Origin of the sequence: Burkholderia dolosa (assembly GCF_902499135.1) — a bacterium.
Classification (GTDB): Bacteria; Pseudomonadota; Gammaproteobacteria; order Burkholderiales; family Burkholderiaceae; genus Burkholderia; species Burkholderia dolosa.
Genome location: NZ_CABVPR010000022.1, coordinates 64,771 through 87,008, shown reverse-complemented (window position 1 = coordinate 87,008; position 22,238 = coordinate 64,771). Strand labels below are relative to the sequence as shown.

General features: G+C 66.7%; 18 protein-coding genes and 3 tRNA genes. 10 read left to right on the top strand and 11 right to left on the bottom strand.

Annotated features, from left to right (window positions below; genetic code table 11):
* Together BUB20358_RS12510 and pgi are read left to right on the top strand one after the other, a co-directional pair.
* Positions 1-401 (top strand): ADP-dependent NAD(P)H-hydrate dehydratase (locus BUB20358_RS12510; RefSeq protein WP_174905075.1); only part of this gene is annotated, 401 nt, incomplete at its 5' end.
* Between the two features lie 112 nt (positions 402-513).
* Entirely contained in the window at positions 514-2,136 is a 1,623-nt protein-coding gene (gene pgi / locus BUB20358_RS12505; RefSeq protein ID WP_035972211.1) for a glucose-6-phosphate isomerase, read from the top strand.
* Positions 2,137-2,185: 49 nt separating this feature from the next.
* On the opposite strand, the gene BUB20358_RS12500 is transcribed toward pgi, so the two are convergent.
* Complete coding sequence (locus BUB20358_RS12500; RefSeq protein WP_035972210.1) at positions 2,186-2,899, bottom strand: ABC transporter ATP-binding protein; 714 nt, start codon at positions 2,897-2,899, stop codon at positions 2,186-2,188.
* Between BUB20358_RS12500 and BUB20358_RS12495 the strand changes: the two genes are divergently transcribed.
* Positions 2,898-3,572, top strand: coding sequence for an arylesterase (locus tag BUB20358_RS12495; protein WP_035972208.1), 675 nt, complete (start codon positions 2,898-2,900; stop codon positions 3,570-3,572). The genes BUB20358_RS12500 and BUB20358_RS12495 overlap by 2 nt on opposite strands.
* Positions 3,573-3,643: 71 nt before the next feature.
* Here the strand turns inward: BUB20358_RS12495 and BUB20358_RS12490 are convergent, their stop codons facing one another.
* From BUB20358_RS12490 to tig, 7 genes are all read right to left on the bottom strand, one after another.
* Positions 3,644-5,581, bottom strand: coding sequence for a SurA N-terminal domain-containing protein (locus BUB20358_RS12490; RefSeq protein ID WP_006764119.1), 1,938 nt, complete (start codon positions 5,579-5,581; stop codon positions 3,644-3,646).
* A 437-nt stretch (positions 5,582-6,018) separates the two neighbouring features.
* Positions 6,019-6,095, bottom strand: a tRNA-Asp gene (locus tag BUB20358_RS12485).
* 23 nt (positions 6,096-6,118) lie between these two features.
* Positions 6,119-6,194 (bottom strand) — tRNA-Val (locus tag BUB20358_RS12480).
* Between the two features lie 192 nt (positions 6,195-6,386).
* Positions 6,387-8,810: an endopeptidase La gene (gene lon / locus BUB20358_RS12475; protein ID WP_006764118.1), complete on the bottom strand. Its 2,424-nt coding sequence runs from the start codon at positions 8,808-8,810 to the stop codon at positions 6,387-6,389.
* A 197-nt stretch (positions 8,811-9,007) separates the two neighbouring features.
* Positions 9,008-10,279 carry an ATP-dependent Clp protease ATP-binding subunit ClpX gene (gene clpX / locus BUB20358_RS12470; protein ID WP_006764117.1) on the bottom strand — a complete coding sequence of 424 codons (1,272 nt, stop codon included), beginning with the start codon at positions 10,277-10,279 and terminating at the stop codon, positions 9,008-9,010.
* 164 nt (positions 10,280-10,443) lie between these two features.
* Positions 10,444-11,097 carry an ATP-dependent Clp endopeptidase proteolytic subunit ClpP gene (clpP, locus tag BUB20358_RS12465; protein ID WP_006408392.1) on the bottom strand — a complete coding sequence of 218 codons (654 nt, stop codon included), beginning with the start codon at positions 11,095-11,097 and terminating at the stop codon, positions 10,444-10,446.
* A gap of 140 nt (positions 11,098-11,237) precedes the next feature.
* Positions 11,238-12,584: a trigger factor gene (gene tig, locus BUB20358_RS12460; protein ID WP_035972206.1), complete on the bottom strand. Its 1,347-nt coding sequence runs from the start codon at positions 12,582-12,584 to the stop codon at positions 11,238-11,240.
* Positions 12,585-12,960: 376 nt separating this feature from the next.
* Here tig and BUB20358_RS12455 point away from each other — a divergent pair, with 376 nt between their 5' ends.
* Positions 12,961-14,106 (top strand): glycerate kinase, encoded by a 1,146-nt coding sequence (locus BUB20358_RS12455; RefSeq protein WP_006764115.1) that lies wholly within the window; start codon positions 12,961-12,963, stop codon positions 14,104-14,106.
* 62 nt (positions 14,107-14,168) lie between these two features.
* Positions 14,169-14,618 carry a MarR family winged helix-turn-helix transcriptional regulator gene (locus BUB20358_RS12450; protein WP_006764114.1) on the top strand — a complete coding sequence of 150 codons (450 nt, stop codon included), beginning with the start codon at positions 14,169-14,171 and terminating at the stop codon, positions 14,616-14,618.
* A gap of 30 nt (positions 14,619-14,648) precedes the next feature.
* Here BUB20358_RS12450 and BUB20358_RS12445 read toward each other — a convergent pair whose 3' ends face one another.
* Both BUB20358_RS12445 and BUB20358_RS12440 read right to left on the bottom strand, forming a co-directional pair.
* Positions 14,649-15,647 carry a 2-dehydropantoate 2-reductase gene (locus BUB20358_RS12445; RefSeq protein ID WP_006764113.1) on the bottom strand — a complete coding sequence of 333 codons (999 nt, stop codon included), beginning with the start codon at positions 15,645-15,647 and terminating at the stop codon, positions 14,649-14,651.
* A gap of 97 nt (positions 15,648-15,744) precedes the next feature.
* Complete coding sequence (locus tag BUB20358_RS12440) at positions 15,745-16,887, bottom strand: helix-turn-helix transcriptional regulator (RefSeq protein WP_006764112.1); 1,143 nt, start codon at positions 16,885-16,887, stop codon at positions 15,745-15,747.
* 303 nt (positions 16,888-17,190) lie between these two features.
* On the opposite strand from BUB20358_RS12440, the gene BUB20358_RS12435 reads away from it, so the two are divergent.
* The 4 genes from BUB20358_RS12435 (at position 17,191) to BUB20358_RS12420 (ending at position 20,943) form a co-directional block, all read left to right on the top strand.
* Positions 17,191-18,234 (top strand): porin, encoded by a 1,044-nt coding sequence (locus BUB20358_RS12435; protein ID WP_035972204.1) that lies wholly within the window; start codon positions 17,191-17,193, stop codon positions 18,232-18,234.
* Between the two features lie 36 nt (positions 18,235-18,270).
* On the top strand, positions 18,271-19,482 hold the full coding sequence (locus BUB20358_RS12430) for an MFS transporter (RefSeq protein WP_006764110.1): 1,212 nt from the start codon (positions 18,271-18,273) through the stop codon (positions 19,480-19,482).
* Positions 19,483-19,496: 14 nt separating this feature from the next.
* A complete protein-coding gene (locus BUB20358_RS12425; protein WP_035972202.1) occupies positions 19,497-20,606 on the top strand; it encodes a class II histone deacetylase in 1,110 nt (369 codons plus the stop codon).
* A 106-nt stretch (positions 20,607-20,712) separates the two neighbouring features.
* A complete protein-coding gene (locus BUB20358_RS12420; protein ID WP_006764109.1) occupies positions 20,713-20,943 on the top strand; it encodes a hypothetical protein in 231 nt (76 codons plus the stop codon).
* A 137-nt stretch (positions 20,944-21,080) separates the two neighbouring features.
* Here the strand turns inward: BUB20358_RS12420 and BUB20358_RS12415 are convergent.
* Positions 21,081-21,167, bottom strand: a tRNA-Leu gene (locus BUB20358_RS12415).
* Positions 21,168-21,401: 234 nt separating this feature from the next.
* Here BUB20358_RS12415 and hpnD point away from each other — a divergent pair.
* Complete coding sequence (hpnD, locus tag BUB20358_RS12410) at positions 21,402-22,235, top strand: presqualene diphosphate synthase HpnD (RefSeq protein ID WP_035973339.1); 834 nt, start codon at positions 21,402-21,404, stop codon at positions 22,233-22,235.
* Positions 22,236-22,238: the final 3 nt, after the last annotated feature.

Below are 22,238 nucleotides of genomic sequence, written 5' to 3'. Positions count from 1 at the left end.
CCGCGCGGCTGCTCGGCAGCGACACGGCGACGGTGCAGCGCGACCGCCTCGCGGCCGCGCACGCGCTCGCCGCGCGCCATGCGAGCGTCGTCGTGCTGAAAGGCTCGGGCACCGTGATCGCCGCGCCCGACGGCCGGCTGACCGTCAATCCGACCGGCAATGCGGCGCTCGCCACCGGCGGCACCGGCGACGTGCTCGGCGGGCTGATCGGCGCGCTGCTCGCGCAGCGCGTCGCGCCGTACGAAGCGGCGCTCGCGGGCGTCTACCTGCACGGGCTCGCGGCCGACACGTTGACCGCGAACGGCACCGGGCCGGCCGGGCTCGCGGCGGGCGAACTCGCGCCGACGGTGCGCACGCTGCTCAATCGCCTTTTTTATCCGTCGCCGCGCGCCGACACGTAACGCCGCTATACTGACTGCCCCGCCGCACGGCGGGCCCGCTCGTCCGCCGGCGTGCCGATCGCGATGCGCCGGCGCGGCATTCCTCCCCGATTCACGCTTCACTCGAACCGCCATGACGCTGAATTCGCTCCCCGCCTGGACTGCCCTTCAATCCCATTTCGAACAGATCCGCCACGCGCGGCTGCGCGACTGGTTCGCGCCGGAGAACGACCGCGCGCCGACCCGCGCCGAACGCTTCACGATCGCGGGCGGCGGCCTCGCGGCCGATTTCTCGAAGAACCGGATCGACGACGAGACGCTTCGGCTGCTCGTGCAGCTGGCCCGCGAAGCGCGCGTCGAAGCGCGTCGCGACGCGATGTTCGCCGGCGACGTCGTCAATCCGACCGAAGGCCGCGCGGCGCTGCACACCGCGCTGCGGGCGACCGATCCGCATGCGCCGTTCCACGCGCAGGTGAGCGCCGAGCGCGCGAAGATGGCGACCTTCGCGCGCGCGGTGCGCAGCGGCACGTGGACCGGATACACGGGCAAGCGCATCCGCCACGTCATCAACATCGGGATCGGCGGTTCGGATCTCGGGCCGAAGATGGTCACGCACGCGCTGCATCACGTCGCGACGCGCGACATCTCGACTCATTTCGTGTCGAACGTCGACGGCGCCGATCTGTCGCGCGTGCTCGAACAGGTCGATCCGGAAGAAACGCTCGCGATCGTCGTGTCGAAGACCTTCACGACGCTCGAGACGATGACGAACGCACGCTCGCTGCGCGACTGGTTCGTCGCGAAGGGCTGCCCCGAAGACGCGCTCGCGAAGCACTTCGTCGGCGTATCGGCGAATCCGGCCGAAGTCGTGAAATTCGGCATCGCGGCGGACAACGTGTTCGAAATGTGGGATTGGGTCGGCGGCCGCTACTCGCTGTGGTCGGCGGTCGGCCTGTCGATCATGATCGCGGTCGGCCCCGAGCAGTTCGACGAGCTGCTCGCCGGCGCGAACGACATGGACCGCCATTTCCGCGAAGCGCCGCTCGAGCGCAATCTTCCGGTGCTGCTCGGGCTGATCGGCATCTGGTACCGGAACTTCTTCGGCTCGCAAAGCTATCTGGTCGCGCCGTATTCGGAAGCGCTGCACTACCTGCCGTCGTATCTGCAGCAGCTCGAAATGGAGAGCAACGGCAAATCGGCGCGCGTCGACGGCACGTTCGTCGACTATCCGACGTCCGCGGTAACGTGGGGCGAGCCTGGCACCAACGGCCAGCACGCGTTCTTCCAGATGCTGCATCAGGGGCCGACGATCGTGCCGATCGACTTCATCGCGGTGCTGACGCCCGAGCATCCGCTCGCGAGCCATCACCCGAAGCTGCTCGCGAACTGCTTCGCGCAAAGCGAGGCGCTGATGCTCGGCCGCACGCTCGAAGAAGCGCGCAAGATTGCCGGCCCCGGCAACGAGGCGCTTGCGCCGCACCTGACGTTCCCCGGCAATCGCCCGACGACGACGCTGCTCGTCGACGCGCTGACGCCGCGCTCGCTCGGCGCGCTGATTGCGCTCTACGAGCACAAGGTGCTCGTGCAGGCGACGGTGTGGAACATCAATCCGTTCGATCAGTGGGGCGTCGAGCTCGGCAAGATCCTCGGCAAGGTCGTCGAAGCCGATCTGTCGTCCGAATCGCTCGATTCCGCGAAGCACGACTCGTCGACCACCGCGCTGATTGCGCGCGCGCGCGCCGCGCTCAAGCGCTGAGCCGCCGCCGGCCGCGCACCGGGCGACTGGCGCGCGGCCGGGCAACGATTCAGCGGCCGTGCTGCGCGGCGCGCGGCACGACGATCCGCCCTGCATCGAGCGTCACGGTCGTCGTGCAACGGCGCGCGAGTTCGGCGTCGTGCGTGACGAGCACGAGCGTTGCGCCGTGTGTGCGGTTCAGTTCGAACATCAGGTCGATGACCGCGTGCCCGGTGGCTGCGTCGAGGCTGCCGGTCGGCTCGTCGGCGAACAGGATCGCCGGACGCGTGACGAACGCGCGTGCAAGCGCGACGCGCTGCTGCTCGCCGCCGGACAGCAGTTTCGGATAGTGCGCGGTGCGCTCGGCGAGCCCGACCTGCGCGAGCAGCGCGCGTGCGCGATCGGCCGCCTCGCGCGCGCCGATCCCGCCCTGCAGCTCGAGCGGCAGCATCACGTTTTCGAGCGCGGTCAAATGCGGCATCAGCTGGAACGACTGAAACACGAACCCGACCGCGCCGTTGCGCAGCGCGGCGCGCTCGTCCTCGTCGAGTTCGTCGAGCGCGCGGCCGAGCAGGCGAACCGTGCCGCTCGTCGCGCGGTCCAATCCCGCGAGCAGGCCGAGCAGCGTCGATTTGCCCGAGCCCGACGCGCCGACGATCGCGAGACTGCTGCCCGGCCGCACGGCGAGCGTGATGCCGTCGAGGATCGTCAGTTCGCCCGTCGCGTCGGCGACCCGCTTGCACACGTCATGAACTTCGATGATCGGATCGGTAATCTTGAACATGGACACGACATTTCGCTGGAAGAGACGCGCGGCCATCGTCGCGCTGTTGGGCGGCATGCTCGCCGCAACGGGGCGCGCGGATGCCGCGACGGCGCCGGCCCCGACGTCGGGCCAGCCGGTGATCGTCGTGCTCGGCGACAGCCTGTCGGCCGAATACGGGCTGCCGCGCGACACGGGCTGGGTCGCGCTGCTGCGGCAGCGGCTCGCCGCCGAGCGGATCGATTATAGCGTTGCGAACGCAAGCGTCAGCGGCGACACGACGAGCGGCGGCCGCGCGCGGCTGCCTGCGGTGCTGCAGCGGCTCAAGCCGTCGATCGTCGTCGTGGAGCTCGGCTCGAACGATGCGTTGCGCGGCGTGCCGCTCGCGACGACGGAGCGCAACCTGCGCGACATCGTCGCCGACGCGCGGCGCGCGCAGGCCAAGGTCGTACTGGTCGGCATGTACGTGCCGCCGAATTACGGGCCCGACTACACGCAGAAGTTCCACGCGGTCTATACGCGGCTCGCGAAGGATCTCGACGTGCCGCTCGTGCCGTTCCTGCTCGCCGGCATCGAGAACAAGCCGGAGATGTTCCAGCCCGATCAGATTCATCCCGCGCAGCAGGCGCAGCGCGTGCTGCTCGACAACGTGTGGCCGACGCTGAAACCGCTGCTCGGCAAGCCGCGCGGCTGATCGGCACGCCGGGCGTTTCAAGCAAAAAGCCCCGCTCGAAGCGGGGCTTTTCGTTGCATGCGAAACGATGCTCAGTTGCCGTCGCCGTCTTGCGGCTGGCTGGCCGTCGAACCGTACAGCTTCACCTTCGAGCGGTCGCGCAGCGCGGCGAGATACGCTTCGCCTTCGCTCTGCGCTTCGACCTGCGCCATCTGCTGCTGCGCGGCCGCGAGCTGCTGCGGATCGACCGCCGAACCCGGAATCACCGCATTGACGCGATAGATCGCGTAGCCGTCCGCGCCGAGATCGACGCCGACATAGGCGGGCAGCGTCTTCGGATCGACCTTGTAGACCGCGCTCAGTGCAGCAGGCGTCAGCCCTTGCGACTGCGTGCGCGAGATCTTCTGTGCCGCCGTGAAACCGTCGGTCGACTTCGACTTCTGCAGTTCGGCGAGCTTCGCCGCACCGTCCTTCTTCGCGAGTTCCGCCGCCTGCTCGGCGACGACCTTCTGACGCACCGCATCCTTGATCGCGTCGAGCGCCGGCACGGCCGCCGGCTTGTAGTCGACCACGCGCGCCGAGATCAGCGTGTTGTTGCCGACGTCGATTGCCTGCGTGTTGTTGTGGTTCTTCACCGCGTCGTCCGCGAACACGGCGGCGAGGAATTTCGGATTGTTCAGCGGGCTCGTCGGCGGCAGCTGCGGATTGGGCGTCGGCGTGACGGTCGCCGTCTGGATCGTCAGCTTGTACTTGTCCGCGGCCGGCTGCAGGCTCTTCGCCTTTTCGTACACCGTCGACGTGAAGCCTTCCGCGTTGTCCGAGAACGCCTTCGCCGCGTACTGCTGCTTGAGGTCGGCGGCGATCTGATCCTTCACTTCCGCGAACGGCTTGAGCACCGCCGGCTTCACTTCGGTCGCCTTCAGGATGTGGAAGCCGAGATCCGACTCCACGACGCCGCTCACCTCGCCCTGCTTCAGCGCGAATGCTGCATCGTCGAAGGCCTTGCCGCCCGCCGTCGAGCCACGCGTGATGAAGCCGAGGTCGCCGCCCTTCGCAGCGGACGGCGCGTCCTGCGAGTTCTTCTCGGCGATCTGCGCGAACTGATCGGGATGCGCTTTCACTTCCGCCAGCAACTGCTCGGCCTTCGCCTTCGCGGCGGCCTTGTCGGCGGCGCTCGCGCTGCTCGCCGCAGCGATGAAGATGTGGCTCACGCGCACTTGCGCTTCGGTGCGGAAATGCGTCGGGTTGTCGTCGTAGAACTTCTTGATGTCCGCGTCGGTCGGCTGCGCGCTCGCAGCGGCCGCGGCCGGCGAATAGACGAGATACTGGATCGTCGCGGTCGCCGGCGTCGCGAAGCTCTGCTTGTGCGCGTCATAGTACGCGGCGAGCTGTGCGTCGGTCGGCTGGACCTTCGCTGCATAGTCGCTTGTCTTCAGCACGAGCGACTGCACTTCGCGCTGCTGCGCGGCGAGTTCCGACAGACGCTGCGCGAGGCTCTTCGGCGTGAATGCGCTCGAAATGATGCTCGCCGGAATCTGCTGCAGCGCGAGGCTGTAACGCACGCGCTCCTGGTACTGCTCGGGCGTCATCCCCTGGAACGACAGCAGCTGAGCGTAGCGCTCGACGTCGATCGAGCCGTCGGGCTTCTTCAGCGACGCGATCATCGGGTCGCTCATCAGCGCTTCGCGCACCGCATTGTCCGAAGCGGTCAGATGCAGACGTTGCGTCTCGTCGGCCAGCACGCGCTGCTGGATCAGGCCGTCGAGCACCTGCTTGCGATGCTCGGGCGTATCGAACATCTTGATGTCGAACTGTCCGCCCAGCGCTTGGCGCGCCTGGTCGATCTGCTGGCGGAACGCCGCATCGAATTCGACCCGCGTGATCTTGTGCCCGTTGACTGCCGCGACGTTCGCACTGTCGTCGAAGAAGCCGCGGAAGCCTTGGATCCCGACGAAACCCAGCCCCGGCAATACGATCAGGAGCAGGAGCGCCATCATCAGGCGCTGGTGATTACGGAAGAAATCGAGCATGCGTGACGGGTTGTATTGGACAAAACGCCCGATATTACAACAGCGGGCGGGAAAAAAGGGCGAACCGCATGCGACGCGCGCGGCGGAACGCGACGCCGCAACTGGATTCCGGACGACGGAAGCCGCTGCAGGCCGGCAGTCGTCGGCAGCTTGCCGACTATCGAGATATGGACGGCGCAGACCGTGACCGGCGCCCGGCCTGCAGTCATCGCGGCGCAAAAAACAAAAATGCCCGCACGAGGCGGGCATTTATTGGTTGGCGGAGCGGACGGGACTCGCCTACGTGACGCAGGCCGCGGCTGCGCTTGCAAGCGCAGCCCTTCGAGTCCCGCCGGAAGCCGCGCAGGCGGCTTCCTCCGCCCCGCAGCCACGCGCCCGCACGCCGGCGCGCCTCAACGATCAACAAAAATGCCCGCACGAGGCGGGCATTCATTGTTTGGCGGAGCGGACGGGACTCGAACCCGCGACCCCCGGCGTGACAGGCCGGTATTCTAACCGACTGAACTACCGCTCCTTGGTCTGGCTGAATCGGGAAACTGGTGGGTGCTGAGAGGCTCGAACTCCCGACCTACGCCTTGTAAGGGCGCCGCTCTACCAACTGAGCTAAGCACCCGTTTCCGATTCGATCTGGCTGCGATTTGCGTTTCCGCATCAACAACCAGCGAGCCCGCAAGTTTAATTCATCGCCGATCGTTTTGCCAAGCCCGGACGCAGAAATTTTTTAACGTCCGCCCGTCGGCACACATAAAAAAACCCGCGGCCATGCCGCGGGTTTCGTGAGCCGCCGTCAGCGCGGCGCTCGGGCTCAGTGCTTGACGACCTCGGTGCCGGCGTCCTTCGCGGCATCGCCGCCGACCGGCGCCGCAGCCTTCGCCTCTTCTTCCGGCGGCAGCGGCGTCGGCAAACGCTCGAGCGCGAGTTCCAGTACCTTGTCGATCCAGCGGACCGGCACGATCTCGATCGCGTTCTTCACGTTGTCCGGAATCTCCGCGAGATCCTTCACGTTCTCCTCCGGAATCAGCACGAGCTTGATGCCGCCGCGATGCGCTGCAAGCAGCTTCTCCTTCAGCCCGCCGATCGGCAGCACCTCGCCGCGCAGCGTGATTTCACCCGTCATCGCGACGTCGGCGCGCACCGGAATGCCGGTCAGCACCGACACCAGCGCAGTCGTCATCGCACCGCCGGCGGACGGACCGTCCTTCGGCGTCGCGCCTTCCGGCACGTGGATGTGGATGTCCTGCTTCTCGAACGCTTCGTCCTTGATGCCCAGACGTCGCGAACGCGAACGCACGACCGAGCGCGCGGCCTCGACCGACTCCTTCATCACGTCGCCGAGCGAACCCGTGCGGATCACGTTGCCCTTGCCGGGCATCACCGCCGCTTCGATCGTCAGCAGATCGCCGCCGACTTCCGTCCACGCGAGGCCCGTCACCTGACCGACCTGATTTTCCTTCGCCGCGAGACCGAAATCGTACTTGCGCACGCCGAGGAACGTGTCGAGATTGTCGCTGTCGACCTTGATCGCGCCCGATGCCTTCTTCAGCAGCAGCATCTTCACGACCTTGCGGCAGATCTTCGACACTTCCCGCTCGAGCGAACGCACGCCGGCTTCGCGCGTGTAGTAGCGGATGATGTCGCGGATCGCCTGCTCGGTGACCTCGATCTCGCCTTCCTTCAGCCCGTTGTTCTTCTTCTGCTTCGGCAGCAGGTAACGCTGCGCGATGCTGACCTTCTCGTCTTCCGTATAGCCCGACAGACGAATCACTTCCATCCGGTCGAGCAGCGGCGGCGGGATGTTCAGCGAGTTCGACGTCGCGACGAACATCACGTCCGACAGGTCGAAATCGACCTCGATGTAGTGGTCGGCGAACGTGTGATTCTGTTCGGGATCGAGCACTTCGAGCAGCGCCGACGACGGATCGCCGCGGAAATCCATCCCCATCTTGTCGACTTCGTCGAGCAGGAAGAGCGGATTGCGCACGCCGACCTTCGCGAGGCTTTGCAGGATCTTGCCCGGCATCGAGCCGATGTACGTGCGGCGGTGACCGCGGATTTCGGCTTCGTCACGCACGCCGCCGAGCGCCATCCGGACGAACTTGCGGTTCGTCGCACGCGCGATCGACTGGCCGAGCGACGTCTTGCCGACGCCCGGAGGCCCGACCAGGCACAGAATCGGCGCCTTCACCTTGTCGACGCGCTGCTGCACCGCGAGATACTCGAGGATCCGTTCCTTGACTTTCTCGAGGCCGAAGTGATCCTCGTCGAGCACCTGCTCGGCGTTCGACAGATCGTTGTTGACCTTGCTCTTCTTGCGCCACGGCAAGCCGATCAGCGTGTCGATGTAGTTGCGCACGACCGTCGCTTCCGCAGACATCGGCGACATCAGCTTCAGCTTCTTGAGCTCCGCGTCGGCCTTCTTCTTCGCTTCCTTCGGCATGCGCGCGGCGTTGATGCGCTTCTCGAGCTCTTCGAGATCCGCGCCTTCCTCGCCTTCGCCCAATTCCTTCTGGATGGCCTTCACCTGTTCGTTCAGGTAGTACTCGCGCTGGCTCTTTTCCATCTGGCGCTTCACGCGCCCGCGAATGCGCTTTTCGACCTGCAGGATGTCGATCTCCGCCTCGAGCTGCGCGAGCAGGTGCTCGAGACGCTCGATGACCGGGAACATCTCGAGGATGTGCTGCTTCTGGTCGAGCTTCAACGGCAGACGTTCGGCGATCATGTCCGCGAGGCGGCCAGCCTCGTCGATGCCCGACAGCGACGTGAGAATCTCCGGCGGGATCTTCTTGTTCAGCTTCACGTACTGGTCGAACTGCGACACGATCGCGCGGCGCAGCGCTTCGGTTTCAGCGCTGTCGGCGTGGTCGGGTTCGAGCGGCATCACGTCGCACGAGAACTGCGTCTCCTGCTCTTCGATCGACAATGCCTTCGCGCGCTGCAGCCCTTCGACGAGCACCTTCACGGTGCCGTCCGGCAGCTTCAGCATCTGCAGAATGTTGGCGATGCAACCGACCTCGTACATGTCCTTTTCGGTCGGCTCATCCTTGGCTGCGGTCTTCTGGGCGACGAGCATGATGTGCTTGCCGCCTTCCATCGCTGCTTCGAGGGCCTTGATCGATTTCGGCCGGCCCACGAAGAGCGGAATCACCATGTGCGGGAAAACGACGACGTCCCGCAGCGGCAGCAGCGGGAGCGTGATGCGTTCCGGCGGGAGAAGTTGGGTGCCTGACATTTCATTTCCCCATGAGTGGAATCAATTGTTCGGTAATTGAGGCCGGCACAGCAGATTGCAAGCCTTCAAGTGCGGGAAATATTCGGTAAGAAAGTAACCACCGCGTGTCGAGTCAGAGTTACCCACAAGATAAACGAAAAAAAGCCGCCCACGGACTCATGAACGGCCTTTTCCGCAGAACATCGTCGGCAAGCCGGTCAGTTCGAACCCGCCACCTTCGGCGTGTCCTCGTAGATCAGCAAAGGCTTGCCGTCGCCATCGATGACATTCTCGTCGATGATGACCTTGCTGACCCCTTTCATCGTCGGCAGCTCGTACATCACGTCGAGCAGCGCCTGTTCGATGATCGAACGCAAGCCGCGCGCGCCGGTCTTGCGACGGATCGCCTTGCGGGCGACCGCCTGCAACGCGGCCGGCCGGATTTCCAGTTCGACGCGCTCCATCGCGAACAGCTTGTGATACTGCTTGACGAGCGCATTCTTCGGCTCGACGAGAATCTTCATCAGCGCGGCTTCGTCGAGCTTGCCGAGCGTCGCGACGACCGGCAGACGGCCGATCAATTCGGGGATCAGACCGAATTTGATCAGGTCCTCCGGCTCCGTCTCGCGCAGCACTTCGCCCGCGTCGCGCTCCTGCTTGCTCTTGACCGTTGCGCCGAAGCCGATGCCGGTCTTCTCGGTACGATCGATGATCACTTTCTCGAGGCCGTCGAACGCGCCGCCGCAGATGAACAGAATGTTCGTCGTGTCGACCTGGATGAAATCCTGGTTCGGGTGTTTGCGCCCGCCCTGCGGCGGCACCGACGCCATCGTGCCTTCGACGAGCTTCAGCAGCGCCTGCTGGACGCCTTCGCCCGACACGTCGCGCGTGATCGACGGGTTGTCCGACTTGCGGCTGATCTTGTCGATCTCGTCGATGTACACGATCCCGCGCTGCGCCTTCTCGACCTCGTAGTTGCAGTTCTGCAACAGCTTCTGGATGATGTTCTCGACGTCCTCGCCGACATAGCCGGCCTCGGTCAGCGTCGTCGCATCGGCGATCACGAACGGCACGTTGAGCAACCGCGCGAGCGTCTGCGCGAGCAGCGTCTTGCCGGAGCCCGTCGGGCCGATCAGCAGGATGTTGCTCTTCGACAGCTCGACATCGTCCTTCTTGTCGAGATGCTTCAGGCGCTTGTAGTGGTTGTACACGGCCACCGCGAGGATCTTCTTCGCGCGCTCTTGCCCGATCACGTACTGATCGAGGATGTCGCGAATTTCCTGCGGGCTCGGCAGATCCGACCGGGACAGGCTGGCCTCGACGCCGGCGGCAGCCGCCTCGTCGCGAATGATTTCGTTGCAGAGATCGATGCATTCATCGCAGATGAACACCGACGGGCCGGCGATGAGCTTTTTCACCTCATGCTGGCTCTTTCCGCAGAACGAGCAATACAACAGCTTCTCGCTGTTCGAACCTTTTTTGTCCGCCATGAATGTAGAGCCTCCGGACAGGTAAATGACATGATACGCCGAATGCCTCGGACGCCGCGCCTAGGGCGCGACCGGAGCCGGCTGGATGCGCTTGCCGCAGATGCTCAACGCGTTTCGGGACAGCGCGGAGTGCCGCACGAATCGGGGCGGCACCCCACTTCAGTTCACGGGCGCTTCAGCAGCACTTGGTCGATGAGTCCGTACGCCTTCGCGTCCTCGCTCGACATGAAGTTATCACGGTCGGTGTCGCGTGCAATGCGCTCGACGTCCTGCCCCGTATGCTGCGCGAGCAAATGGTTCAGACGCTCCTTCAGATAGAGAATTTCGCGTGCCTGGATCTCGATGTCCGATGCCTGCCCGCGCGCGCCGCCGAGCGGCTGGTGAATCATCACGCGGGAGTTCGGCAGCGCGAAGCGCTTGCCCTTCGCACCGGACGCGAGCAGGAACGCGCCCATGCTGGCCGCGAGCCCCATGCACAGCGTCGACACGTCCGGCTTGATGAACTGCATCGTGTCGTAGATCGCCATCCCGGCCGACACCGAGCCGCCCGGGCTGTTAATGTAGAGACTGATGTCCTTGTCGGGATTCTCGCTCTCGAGGAACAGCAGTTGCGCGACCACGAGATTGGCGGTCTGGTCGTTCACTTCGCCGACCATGAACACCAGGCGCTCCTTCAGGAGCCGCGAATAGATATCGTACGAACGCTCGCCGCGGCCGCTCGTTTCGACGACGATCGGCACCAGCCCCAGCGCTTGCGCCTCGAAACCCTGCGGCGCGTTCGAAGCAAGCATGTCCAGCAATTCAGCGCGAGTGATCATTCAATGAACCTTGTTCGAATGGAAAATTGAACGGAGGGAAGCCGCCCGCTCAATCGCCATATTAATGGCAACCGTGCGCTCGACGTAAAAACGGCGTGCGGGCCGTCGCTCCGACAGCCGGCACGCCGCTAGAGCGACAGTTACGCTTGCGCCGATGCGCTCGCGAGTGCCTCGAAGCTCACTTCCTTGTCCGTCACCTTTGCCTTGCTCAGCACGAAGTCGACGACGTTGCTCTCAACGACGAACGCTTCCATCTCGGCAAGGCGCTGCTGGTTGGAATAATACCAGCGGACCACTTCCTTCGGGTCTTCGTAGCTCTTCGCGAACTCGTCGACTTCCGCACGGATCTGTTCCGGCTTCGCTTCGAGACCGTTCGCCTTCACGAGTTCAGCCAGCACGAGGCCCAGCCTCACGCGACGCTCCGCCTGCTCGGCAAACATCTCGGCCGGGATCGGTGCATCCTTCGCGTTCGGCACGCCTCGCTGCGCGAGGTCCTGACGCGCCATTTCGACGAGGCGTTGCTGATCCTGCTCGATCAGCGCCTTCGGCACGTCGAGTTCGGAAATCTTCAGCAGCGCGTCCATCACCTGGTTCTTGACGATCGCCTGCGTGCGGCGCTTCGCCTCGCGCTCGAGGTTTTCCTTGATCTCGTTGCGCATCTTCGTCAGATCGCCGTCTTCGATGCCGAGCGACTTCGCGAACTCCGCGTCGATTTCCGGCAGGTGCGGCCATTCGACCTTCTTCATCGTGACCGTGAATTGCGCGGTCTTGCCCGCCACGTCCTTGCCGTGGTAGTCGTCCGGGAACTTCAGATCGAACGTGCGCGATTCGCCGGCCTTCAGGCCGAGCGCCGCCTGTTCGAATTCCGGCAGCATGCGGCCTTCGCCGAGCACGAACGGGAAGTCTTCGGCGGTGCCGCCCTGGAACGCGACGCCGTCGATCTTGCCGACGAAGTCGACGGTCACGCGATCGCCGTTCTGTGCTGCGGTGTCCGCGCCGCCGTCGCCGTGCTCGCCGCCTTCGCCGCGTGCGTGGTAGTGCACGCGCTGCTTGCGCAGGATGTCGAGCGTGCGGTCGATTTCGGCGTCGCCGATGGTCGTCGTCGAGCGCTCGACTTCAGCGGTCGACAGATCGCCGATCTTCACTTCCGGATAAACCTCGAAGGTCGCGTCGAACGCGTATGCGTCTTCGGCCTGCTCCTGCTTCGGCGCGAAGCTCGGCTGGCCAGCGACGCGCAGGTTTTCCGCGCGGCTGATCGTGAAGAACTCCTGGCCGATCTTGTCGCTCAGCACTTCCGCCTCGACCTGACCCGCGTATTGTTGCGCGACCATCTTCAGCGGCACCTTGCCCGGGCGGAAGCCCGGCATGCGCACGTTCTTCGCGAGTTTCTGGATACGGGCGTCGATTTCCTTGCGCACCGTTTCTTTCGGCAGGGAAATCGTCACGCGGCGTTCAAGCTTGCCGAGGTTCTCAACAACGTTAGCCATGGCTTCAATCGTCCTAAAATTATTCGAGCGAATCGGGTTTTCCTTGCCGTGCCTGCCTGGCGGCGTCGCACACGCCGCGCCGGAGCGCCACGTCGTCCGCGCACGCGCCGGGTGGCTGGCGCAAGCGGCTCGGAGCACGGCTTCGGCCGGAAGAATCGGCTATTCTAGCAAACAATTTTCGTCGCACCGCCAGATCGGCGCCCCCCACGCGCGCGCCCGCCGTGGCGCCCCGTTCACCGCGCACGGCAATGCGCACGGATCATCGCTATGCCGTTCGCCATATCCACCGGCGGCCCGCCATCCTGTAAGCTCCGAATGAACGCGCGCCGCAATCGCGCCCCGATTCTTCACACCAATCACGCCTTTCGGAGACACCATGCCGCAACACCCGTCCGCGCCTGTCGTCGTCATCGCGCCCGATTCGTTCAAAGGCTCGCTTTCCGCGGAGCAGGTCGCGGACGCGATCGCGACCGGCGTGCGTCGTGCGCGGCCCGATGCGCAGGTGCGCTGCTGCCCGATGGCCGACGGCGGCGAAGGCACGCTCGACGCGATGCTGACCGGCGGCGGCACGCGGCGCATGTTGCGGGTGGCCGGTGCGTCGCTCGCTGCGCGCGATGCGGCAGTCGGGCTGATCGACGCGCGCACGGCGATCGTCGAGACGGCCGAGATCGTCGGCATCACCGATCCGGTCGGCATGAGCGTGCCCGTCGCAGCGCGCAGCACGCGCGGCATCGGCGAAGCGATCCGCGCACTGCTCGACGACGGCGTGCGCCGGTTCTTCGTCGCGCTCGGCGGCAGCAGTACCAACGATGCAGGCGCCGGCCTGCTCGCCGGCCTCGGGCTGCAGTGCTTCGACGATGCCGGCCGGCCGGTCGAGCCGGTGCCGGCACGGCTTGCCGACATCGCGCGCGTCGACGCATCGGCGCTCGATCCGCGGCTGAAGGAAACGGAATTCGTCGGGATGTCCGACGTCGACAATCCGCTGACCGGCCCGCATGGCGCAACCGCCGTGTTCGGCCCGCAAAAAGGCGTGACGTCCGAGCAGGTTGCGGAACTCGATGCCGCGCTCGCCCGCTTCGCGGACTTGCTCGAAGCGGCGCTCGATCGTCAGGGCCGCGATTTGCCAGGCGCCGGCGCCGCCGGCGGTCTCGGTTTCGCGCTGCACATGCTTGGTGCGCGATTCGAGGCCGGCGCGGAAGTGGTTGCGCGACAGGTCGGGCTCGACGCGGCGCTGGCCGACGCCGACTGGCTGATCACCGGCGAAGACCGCTCCGACGTGCAGACGCTGCACGGCAAGGCGCCGTTCGTCGCGTGCCGTCACGCGCAGGCCGCGGGCGTGCCGGCGTCGCTGCTGTCGGGCGCGGTCGATCCGGCCGCGCTGCCGCGGCTATCCGAGCACTTTTCCGGCTGCTTCTCGCCGGCTCCGGGGCCGATCACGCTGGACGTCGCGATCCGCGACGCAGCGCATCTGCTCGCGAACGAAGCAGAGCAATTGACGCGCCTGAAGTACGGCGCACGTTGACCGTTGACCCGAGCGCGCGATACAGGAACAATCGGGCCCGCCCTTTTTCTTCAGGATTCGACATGAAAGGCCGCCAAGCCGGGCTAGAACAGTTTCTGACCTATCGTCTCCACGCGCTCACGAAGCGTTCCGATCGCGGGATCGCCGACGTGTACCGGCAAAAGCTCGACATCTCGCTGCCCGAGGCACGCGTGATTGCGGCGGTCGGTGCATTCGGACCGTTCTCGATCATGGATCTCGCGCGTCACACCAATCTCGACAAGAGTCAGGCGAGCCGCGCGGCCGAAGCGCTGCTGCGCCAGGGATTGCTCGAGCGCAGCGCGAGCGACGAGGACGGCCGGATCGTGCTGATCGCGCTGACCGCCGACGGCCGTGCGCTGCATCGCAAGATCATGCCGATCGTGCGCAAGTGGAACGACGGTTTGCTCGCGTGCCTGTCCGACAGCGAGCGGCAGACGTTCGAGCGGCTGCTCGACAAGGTCGTCGCGCACGCGATCGAACGCGACGAGTGAGGCCAAGCGCGCGGCAACGCGCGTTGCCGGCTACAACCCGCTGTTCGCCGCGCGCTGGCGCAGCAAGCCGAGCACCGCGTCGCAATAAGGCGTCGGCACGCCGAGCTTGCGACCGAGCTCCGGAAACACGCCAAGGATCGGTCCGATCTCGAGCGGGCGCCCTGCTTCGAAATCCTGCAGCATCGACGTTTTGAACGCGCCAAGCTTGCGCGTCACCGCGATCCGCTCGGGGCCGCTCATGCCTGTCGACAAGCCGAGCCTCGCGCCGATCGCAGCCGCCTCCTCCATCATCCGCAACGCAAGATCCTGCGTGAACGGATCGTCGAGCAGCTGCTCGGCGGTCGAGCCCGTCAGTGCGCTCAGCGGATTCATGTTCATGTTGCCCCACAGCTTCGCCCAGATCTCGGTGCGGATCGCCGCCGTCGGCTCGACGTCGAAGCCGCCGGCGGCAAGTGCCGTCGCAAACTTCGCGGCCGCCGGCTGCAGCCGCGCATCGGGCGCACCGACGATCAACCGGTTGCCGCGGCCGCGACGCACGACGCCCGGCGCATCGGTACTCGACGACAGATGCACGACGCAGCCGATCGCCCGCGCGGGCGGCAGCGCCGCCGACACCGCGCCGCCCGGATCGACCGCATCGAGCGGCACGCCGTCGAGCGGTCCTTCGAGCCCGTGCGTAAACCACCACGGCAGCCCGTTCATCGCCGCGACGATCACCGTGTCGGGCCCGACCAGCGGCGCGATACGGGCTGCCAGCACCGGCAGCACCTGCGCCTTCAGCGCGATCACCACGTAATCCTGCACGCCGAGCGCGGCCGCGTCGTCGCTTGCGCGCACCGGCACCGACGACGTGACGCCCGTCTCGTCGATCACACGCACGCCGTGCGCGTTCAGCGCATCGAGCGTCGCGCCGCGCGCGTATGCGCTGACCGTCATGCCGGCGCGCGACAGCGCGGCCGCGAGCAATCCGCCGATCGCGCCGACACCGACGACTGCCGCACGCACCGACCCTGTATTCGTGTCGTTCATGATGAGCTTCCGTTTGCCGGGAGCTGACGAGCATACCGCTCAATAGTTGCGGACACAACCATCGACGCGACGAAGCACGGATCCGGCACAGCCCGCTTCAGCGCACGTCATCGCCGCGCTCGATCGCGTCGGCGCAACGCTCGCCGCCGATCGCCCCGAGCACGCCCGCGATCTGGCTCTTGTCGTGCATGCCGAGCTTGCGGTACGCGCAGCGCAGGTAGTGACGCACGGTCGTCGGCGAAATCGCCATCTGCTGCGCGACCTCCTTGTGCGAGCGTCCCGCACCGTAAAAGCGGATCGCGGCGAGCTCGCGCGGACTCAGCCGGTCGAGCAGCGACCGCGGCCGCGCTTCGATCTGGAACAGTCCGGCGATGGGTACGCACTGGATCCGCAGCGCAGCACCGACAAACGGCTGGGTCGAGCGGCGCCGCAGATGCGCGACGAGCGGCTCCGGCACGCGCGCACCGGCCCAGCCCGGCCATTCGGCGCGCAGCACGTCGTCGAATCCGTGATCGGCGTGGTGCAGCACGCCAAAGTTGTCGCACAACGCGCGCGCCACAGGCCCGGCGCCATCGCCGCGTTCACGCGTGAGCTGCGCCGCGCGGTTGATCGTGAGCGCCGCCGCGAGATGCGGAATCACCTGTTCGACGCGGCACGCATCGTCGTCGCCGAACGGCTGATTCAGCCCCCGCCGATAGATCGACATGAACGTCGTCAAACCGAAGCGGCGATCGAGCGTGCACACGCACATCAGTTGCGCGAGCCCGTACTTCACGCACCAGTCGCGAAACCGCACGTCGAGCCCCGGCTCGATCACCGACAGCCGCAGCGCTCGACCATGCCCGTCGCGCGTGCGGCGCGCGAGCGGATCGCAATCGCGCACGCGCTGCCAGTCGCCGAAAAATGCGTGCGGAAGGCGGTACAGGAAGCTGTTGTGCATCACGGGGCCGGTCGCCGCGTGCGTCGCGACGCCGGTCCACGCGGCTTCGAACGGGACGAGCGCCTGCAGCAGCGAAAGGAAGCGGCACTCGAACTCGCCGATCGCCGATTGCGCAGCGAGCGCGTACAGATCGAGCAGCATCAGCCCGAGCTCGCGCTGCGATGCGTCGCCGCGCGCGATCCCGTCGAAATCGGCACGGCGCGCTCGTCGCGGCGGCCACACGGAATCGTCGAGGACGATCGCAGCCGGCACGTCGCGCAGCATGTCGAAATCGGGCCCGATATCGGTCGTGATCCTCACCTTTCGCTCCTCCGCCCGTTCGGGCTGCCGATGCGCGCAACGCAGACCGGCCGATTATAGCGACCGGCATTTTTGTCGGCGCCGGTCGCCGGAGCCGGCGCGAATCCCATCCATTTGAACGGTGTGCGGCATGCGGCAATCGCGTCGCGTGCCGCGCCGTCGCCGCAATACGCGCCGCGGCCGCGGGCTGCGGGTTTTCCATACCGTTCATCTGGACGACTGTTCGCCGGCATTGCCGCTGCGGACACTGCATCGCGACGAGATCGACGACAAACCGATGCAGCACGGCATGGAGAACCCCACGTGACGACACCCCGCTTCCTGTGCAAGGCCGCCGCCGCGACGCTCGCCGCGTCCGGCATTGCGGCGCACGCGCAGTCGACCCTCGCGCTTTACGGTGCGCTCGACGTCGGCGTGCAATATCTGACTCATGCCGACGGGCATCGCGCGGCCGTGCGGCTGCAGAACTACGGCATTCTGCCGTCGCAGATCGGCCTGAAGGGTCACGAGGATCTCGGCGGCGGCTGGCGTGCGCTGTTCAAGCTCGAACAGGGCATCAGCGTGAACGACGGCACCGCGACCGCGCCCGGCTACGCGTTCTTTCGCGGCGCGTACGTCGGCGTCGCGGGGCCTGCCGGCACCGTCACGCTCGGCCGGCAATTCAGCGTGCTGTTCGACAAGACGCTGTTCTACGACCCGCTGTGGTACGCGTCGTACAGCGGCCAGGCGGTGATCGTGCCGCTGTCGGCGAACTTCGTCGATCGTTCGGTCAAGTATCAGTCGCCGACATTCGGCGGATTCGACGTCGAGGCGCTCGCCGCGACGGCCGGCGTCGCCGGCAACACGCGCGCCGGCCGCGTGCTCGAACTCGGCGGCCAGTACACCAGCAACGGGCTGTCGGTCGGCGCGGTGCTGCACCAGGCGCACGGCGACACGTCGACGTCCGCCGACGCGTCCGGGCGCCGGCGCGAACTCGGCACGCTCGCCGCACGTTATGCGTTCGCTGCACTGCCGCTGACCGTCTATGCCGGCATCGAGCGGATGACCGGCGATCTCGACGCGCCGCGCACGGTCGTCTGGGGCGGCGCCCGCTACATCGCGCCGAACGGGATCGGCGTGAACGCAGGCGTGTACCACACCGATTCGCGTACGCCGACGACCGGCCATCCGACGCTGTTCGTCGCGAGCACCACCTATGCGCTGTCGAAGCGCACCGTCGCGTACGTGAACCTCGGCTATGCGCGCAACGGCGGCCAGAGTTCGCAGACCGTCTACGAATACGACCCGACGCCGCTCGCCGGCGCGTCACAGTTCGGCGCGATGGCCGGCTTCTATCACCTGTTCTGACTTCCCCGAATTCCCCTGCGTCAGCGAGATTCCGTCATGAAAACCCTGTCCACCGATGCCGCGCTTCCGCCCGACGGCAGCGCGCCCGCGTTCGCGCGCTCGACGCTCGTCGCGCTGGTCGTGTTCGCCGCCATCACGCCGCTGCTGTTGCTCGTCGCGCCGGCCGTCGCCGGTCAGCTCGCGACGCAGCTCGGTCTGTCCGCGTCGCAAATCGGCACGTACTTCTTCGTCGAACTCGGCGCGTTCAGTGTCGCGACCGTGCCGTCGTACCTGTGGCTCGGCCGTGTCGATGCGCGCCGCGTCGCCGCGTGTGCGACTGCATTGTTCGGCGTCGGCAATCTGCTGACCGCGCTATGGATGCCGGGCTTCGTCGCGCTGCTCGCGCTGCGGGCCGTCACCGCGCTCGGCGGCGGCTCGCTGATGGTGCTCTGCATGACGAGCGCGGCGACGAGCCGCAACAGCGATCGCGTGTACGGGCTGTGGGTCGTCGGCCAGCTGATCGCGGGCGCGATCGGCCTGTTCGTGCTGCCGCACGTGTTCGCCGCGTTCGGGCTGCGTGCGCTGTACGTCGCGCTCGCCGCGCTCGCGCTGATCGCGGCGCCGCTGTCGCGCGGCTTTCCGTCGGTACTGGGCGCGCGGACGGTTTCCACGCGCGCCCAGCACGATACACACGATGCACGACCGCGTTCTTCGCGAAGCTCGGTCGCACTCGCGATCGGCTCGGTGCTGCTGTTCTATGTCGCGATCGGCAGCGTATGGACGTTCGCGAGCCGCGCGGCCGCCGATGCCGGTCTCGATCCGCAATCGACCGGCACCGTGCTCGCGATCGCGAGCGTGATGGGAATCGCCGGCGCGGCGCTCGCATCGTGCGCGGGCGGCCGACTGCCGCGGCGCGCGATGCTGGCCGCCGGCTATGCGCTGCTCGTTGCGTCGCTCGTCGCGCTTGCCGCGATGCCGGACACCGGCGGCTACAGCGCCGCGATCTTTGCATTCAAGTTCGCGTGGACGTTCGTGCTGCCGTTCATTCTCGCGACCGTCGCGCAGATCGACGCGTCGGGCCGCATCGTCGCGACGCTCAACCTCGTGATCGGCGCCGGCCTCGCCGCGGGCCCGCTGCTCGCCGGGCTGATGCTCGACCGCGGCGGCACGATGCGTGCGCTGCTGATCGCGGCGACCGTCGTCGCGCTCGCGTCGTTCGCCGCGTTGCACCGCCTCGAGCGCCGCGCTTCCGTTTCTTCCCAACCGTGACAGGTCACGCATCCATGAATCGCACTGCCTTCTTCACCGATGAACGCACCTTCTGGCATACCGGCGGCATGCACGCGCTGTTCTTTCCGGTCGGCGGCTGGGTCCAGCCGCCGTCGAGCGCCGGCTATGCGGAGTCGCCGGAGTCCAAGCGTCGGCTGCTGTCGCTCGTACACGCATCGGGGCTGGCCGCGCGGCTCGACATGTCGAGCGCTGCGCCCGCCACGACCGCCGATCTACTGCGCATCCATCCCGCCGGCTATCTCGATGCGTTCCGCGCGCTCAGCGATGCGAACGGCGGCGACCTCGGCGATCTCGCGCCGTTCGGCCGCGGGAGTTACGAGATCGCCGCGCTGTCGGCCGGGCTCGCGATCGCCGCCGTCGATGCGGTCGTCGCCGAGCGCGCGGCCAACGCGTTCTCGCTGTCGCGGCCGCCCGGTCATCATTGCCTGCGCGATCGGCCGATGGGCTTCTGCCTGCTCGCGAACATTCCGATCGCGATCGAAGCAGCGCGCGCGAAGCACGGCGTGGGCCGCGTGGCGGTGATCGACTGGGACGTGCATCACGGCAACGGCACGCAGTCGATCTACTACGACGATCCGCACACGTTGACGATCTCGCTGCACCAGGACCGCTGCTTCCCGCCCGGCTACGGCGGCGCGGACGATCGCGGCGAACGCGAAGGCATCGGCGCGAATCTGAACGTGCCGTTGCTCGCGGGCAGCGGCGACGATGCGTATCGCTACGCATTCGACCGAATCGTGCTGCCGGCGCTCGAGCGTTTCCGGCCCGAGCTGATCGTCGTCGCAAGCGGGCTCGACGCAAGCGCGGTCGATCCGCTCGCGCGCATGCAGCTGCATAGCGACAGCTACCGGTTCATGACGCGCGCGGTGAAGGAAGCGGCGCAGCGGCACTGCGGCGGGCGGCTCGCGATCGTTCATGAGGGCGGCTATTCGGAGGCGTACGTGCCGTTCTGCGGGCTGGCAATCGTCGAGGAGCTGGCCGACGTGCGCACCGGCGTCGCCGATCCGATGCTGGAGCTCGCGATCGCGCAGCAGCCGGGCGAGCGGTTCATCGCGTTTCAGCGCGAACTGCTCGACGAGCTGGCGACGGCGTTCGGACTGTAACGCGAAGCAACGTGCGACCGGAATCGGCCGCGCGCCGGCCCTTGCGCGAACCGCGCGGATGCGGTCTCCTGTGCGTTTATACGTACAGACCCGAGTCGCTCCCCAGATGAAATCGTCTCCGCGCAATCGCGACACCAACGACCAAGCGCGCCGTCAGCCTTCCAGGCTGATGCTGAACATATTGGCCGTGCTGATCGGCATCGTCACGTTCGCGGCCGTCGCGGGATGGGTAATCTATAGCTGGCTCGTCGACCGCGAAGTGCAGTACTTCGCGATTCCGCTGGTGTTTTCGGTGCCGGTGATCGTTGCGGTCGCGATCCGGAGTTTCTGGGACTAGCTCGGACGGGCTGCGCGATACGCGCGGAAAGCGGAAGAAAGTCGAACTTGGTGGGAAATAAAAAGCGCTGCGGTCGATCGACCGGCAGCGCTTTTTTCGGAGGACCGCGCGCATTGGCGCAGCGCGCGTCGAACTGCTGGTGCGTGAGGCCGGACTCGAACCGGCACACCCTTGCGGGCGTCAGGACCTAAACCTGGTGCGTCTACCAATTTCGCCACTCACGCGCATGTTCTGTCGCCTGATCGCGCGGGTACGTCGTATGCGTTCACCGCGCGCCCGAGCCGTCGGCCGGCCTGAAAACCGGCACGCCCGATCAGGCGAGCGCGAGATTCTACCCGATCCGTGCGGCGTTGTCTCGCTTCGCCGGCGCATGTCGGGCGGCGGTGCTAGAATGCCGCGCTCGACGTGACGGCCGTGTGCCGCCGCGCGTGCAGCCCCGCCCCGACACGATCTGCCCCGTGAACTTCGACGACTACTGTCAGCAAAAGGCCGCCCCCGACGGCTCGAGCGCCTACTACGCGCTGCGTCAGGCGCCGGCCGCCGTCCAGCCGCGCCTCACCGCGCTGTTCGCATTGCGCCGCGAACTCGAGGAAACCGTCAAGGAAACCAGCGATCCGACCGTCGGACACACGAAGCTCGCGTGGTGGCACAAGGAACTCGCGGCGCTCGCCGAAGGGCAGCCGTCGCATCCCGTCACGAAAGCGCTCGCGCAGCATCATCCGTCGATCCGCGCGGAAACCGACGCGCTGCGCGCGCTCGTCAACGGCTACGGAATGGATCTCGAGCAGGCGCGCTATCTCGACTTCGCGAACCTGCAGCGCTACATCGCGCTGGTCGGCGGCACGTTCGCGGCGCTCGTCGCACGCGCGAGCGCCGCGAACGCCGCCGATCCGCAACCGTGGGCCGCGGACGTCGGCCGCGCGCTGATGCTCGCTCAATTCGTGCAGGAGCTCGGCAACGATGCGCGCCACGGTCGCATCTATTTGCCGATCGACGAATTGCAGCGCTACAACGTCACTGCCGCCGATCTGCTGAACCGTCGCTATAGCCCGGCGTTCACCGAGCTGCTGCAGTTCCAGACGGCGCGCGCGCGCGAAGCGCTCGCCGCCGCCGACGCGGCGATCCCCGCCTCGGAACGCCGTTCGCAGCGCACGCTGCGTGCGCAGATCGCGCTGGCCGCCTCGCTGCTCGACGAGATCGAGCGCGACGGCTACCAGGTGCTGCACCAGCGGATCGCGCTCACGCCGATCCGCAAACTGTGGATCGCATGGCGCGCCGCGCGCCGGCGCTGAATC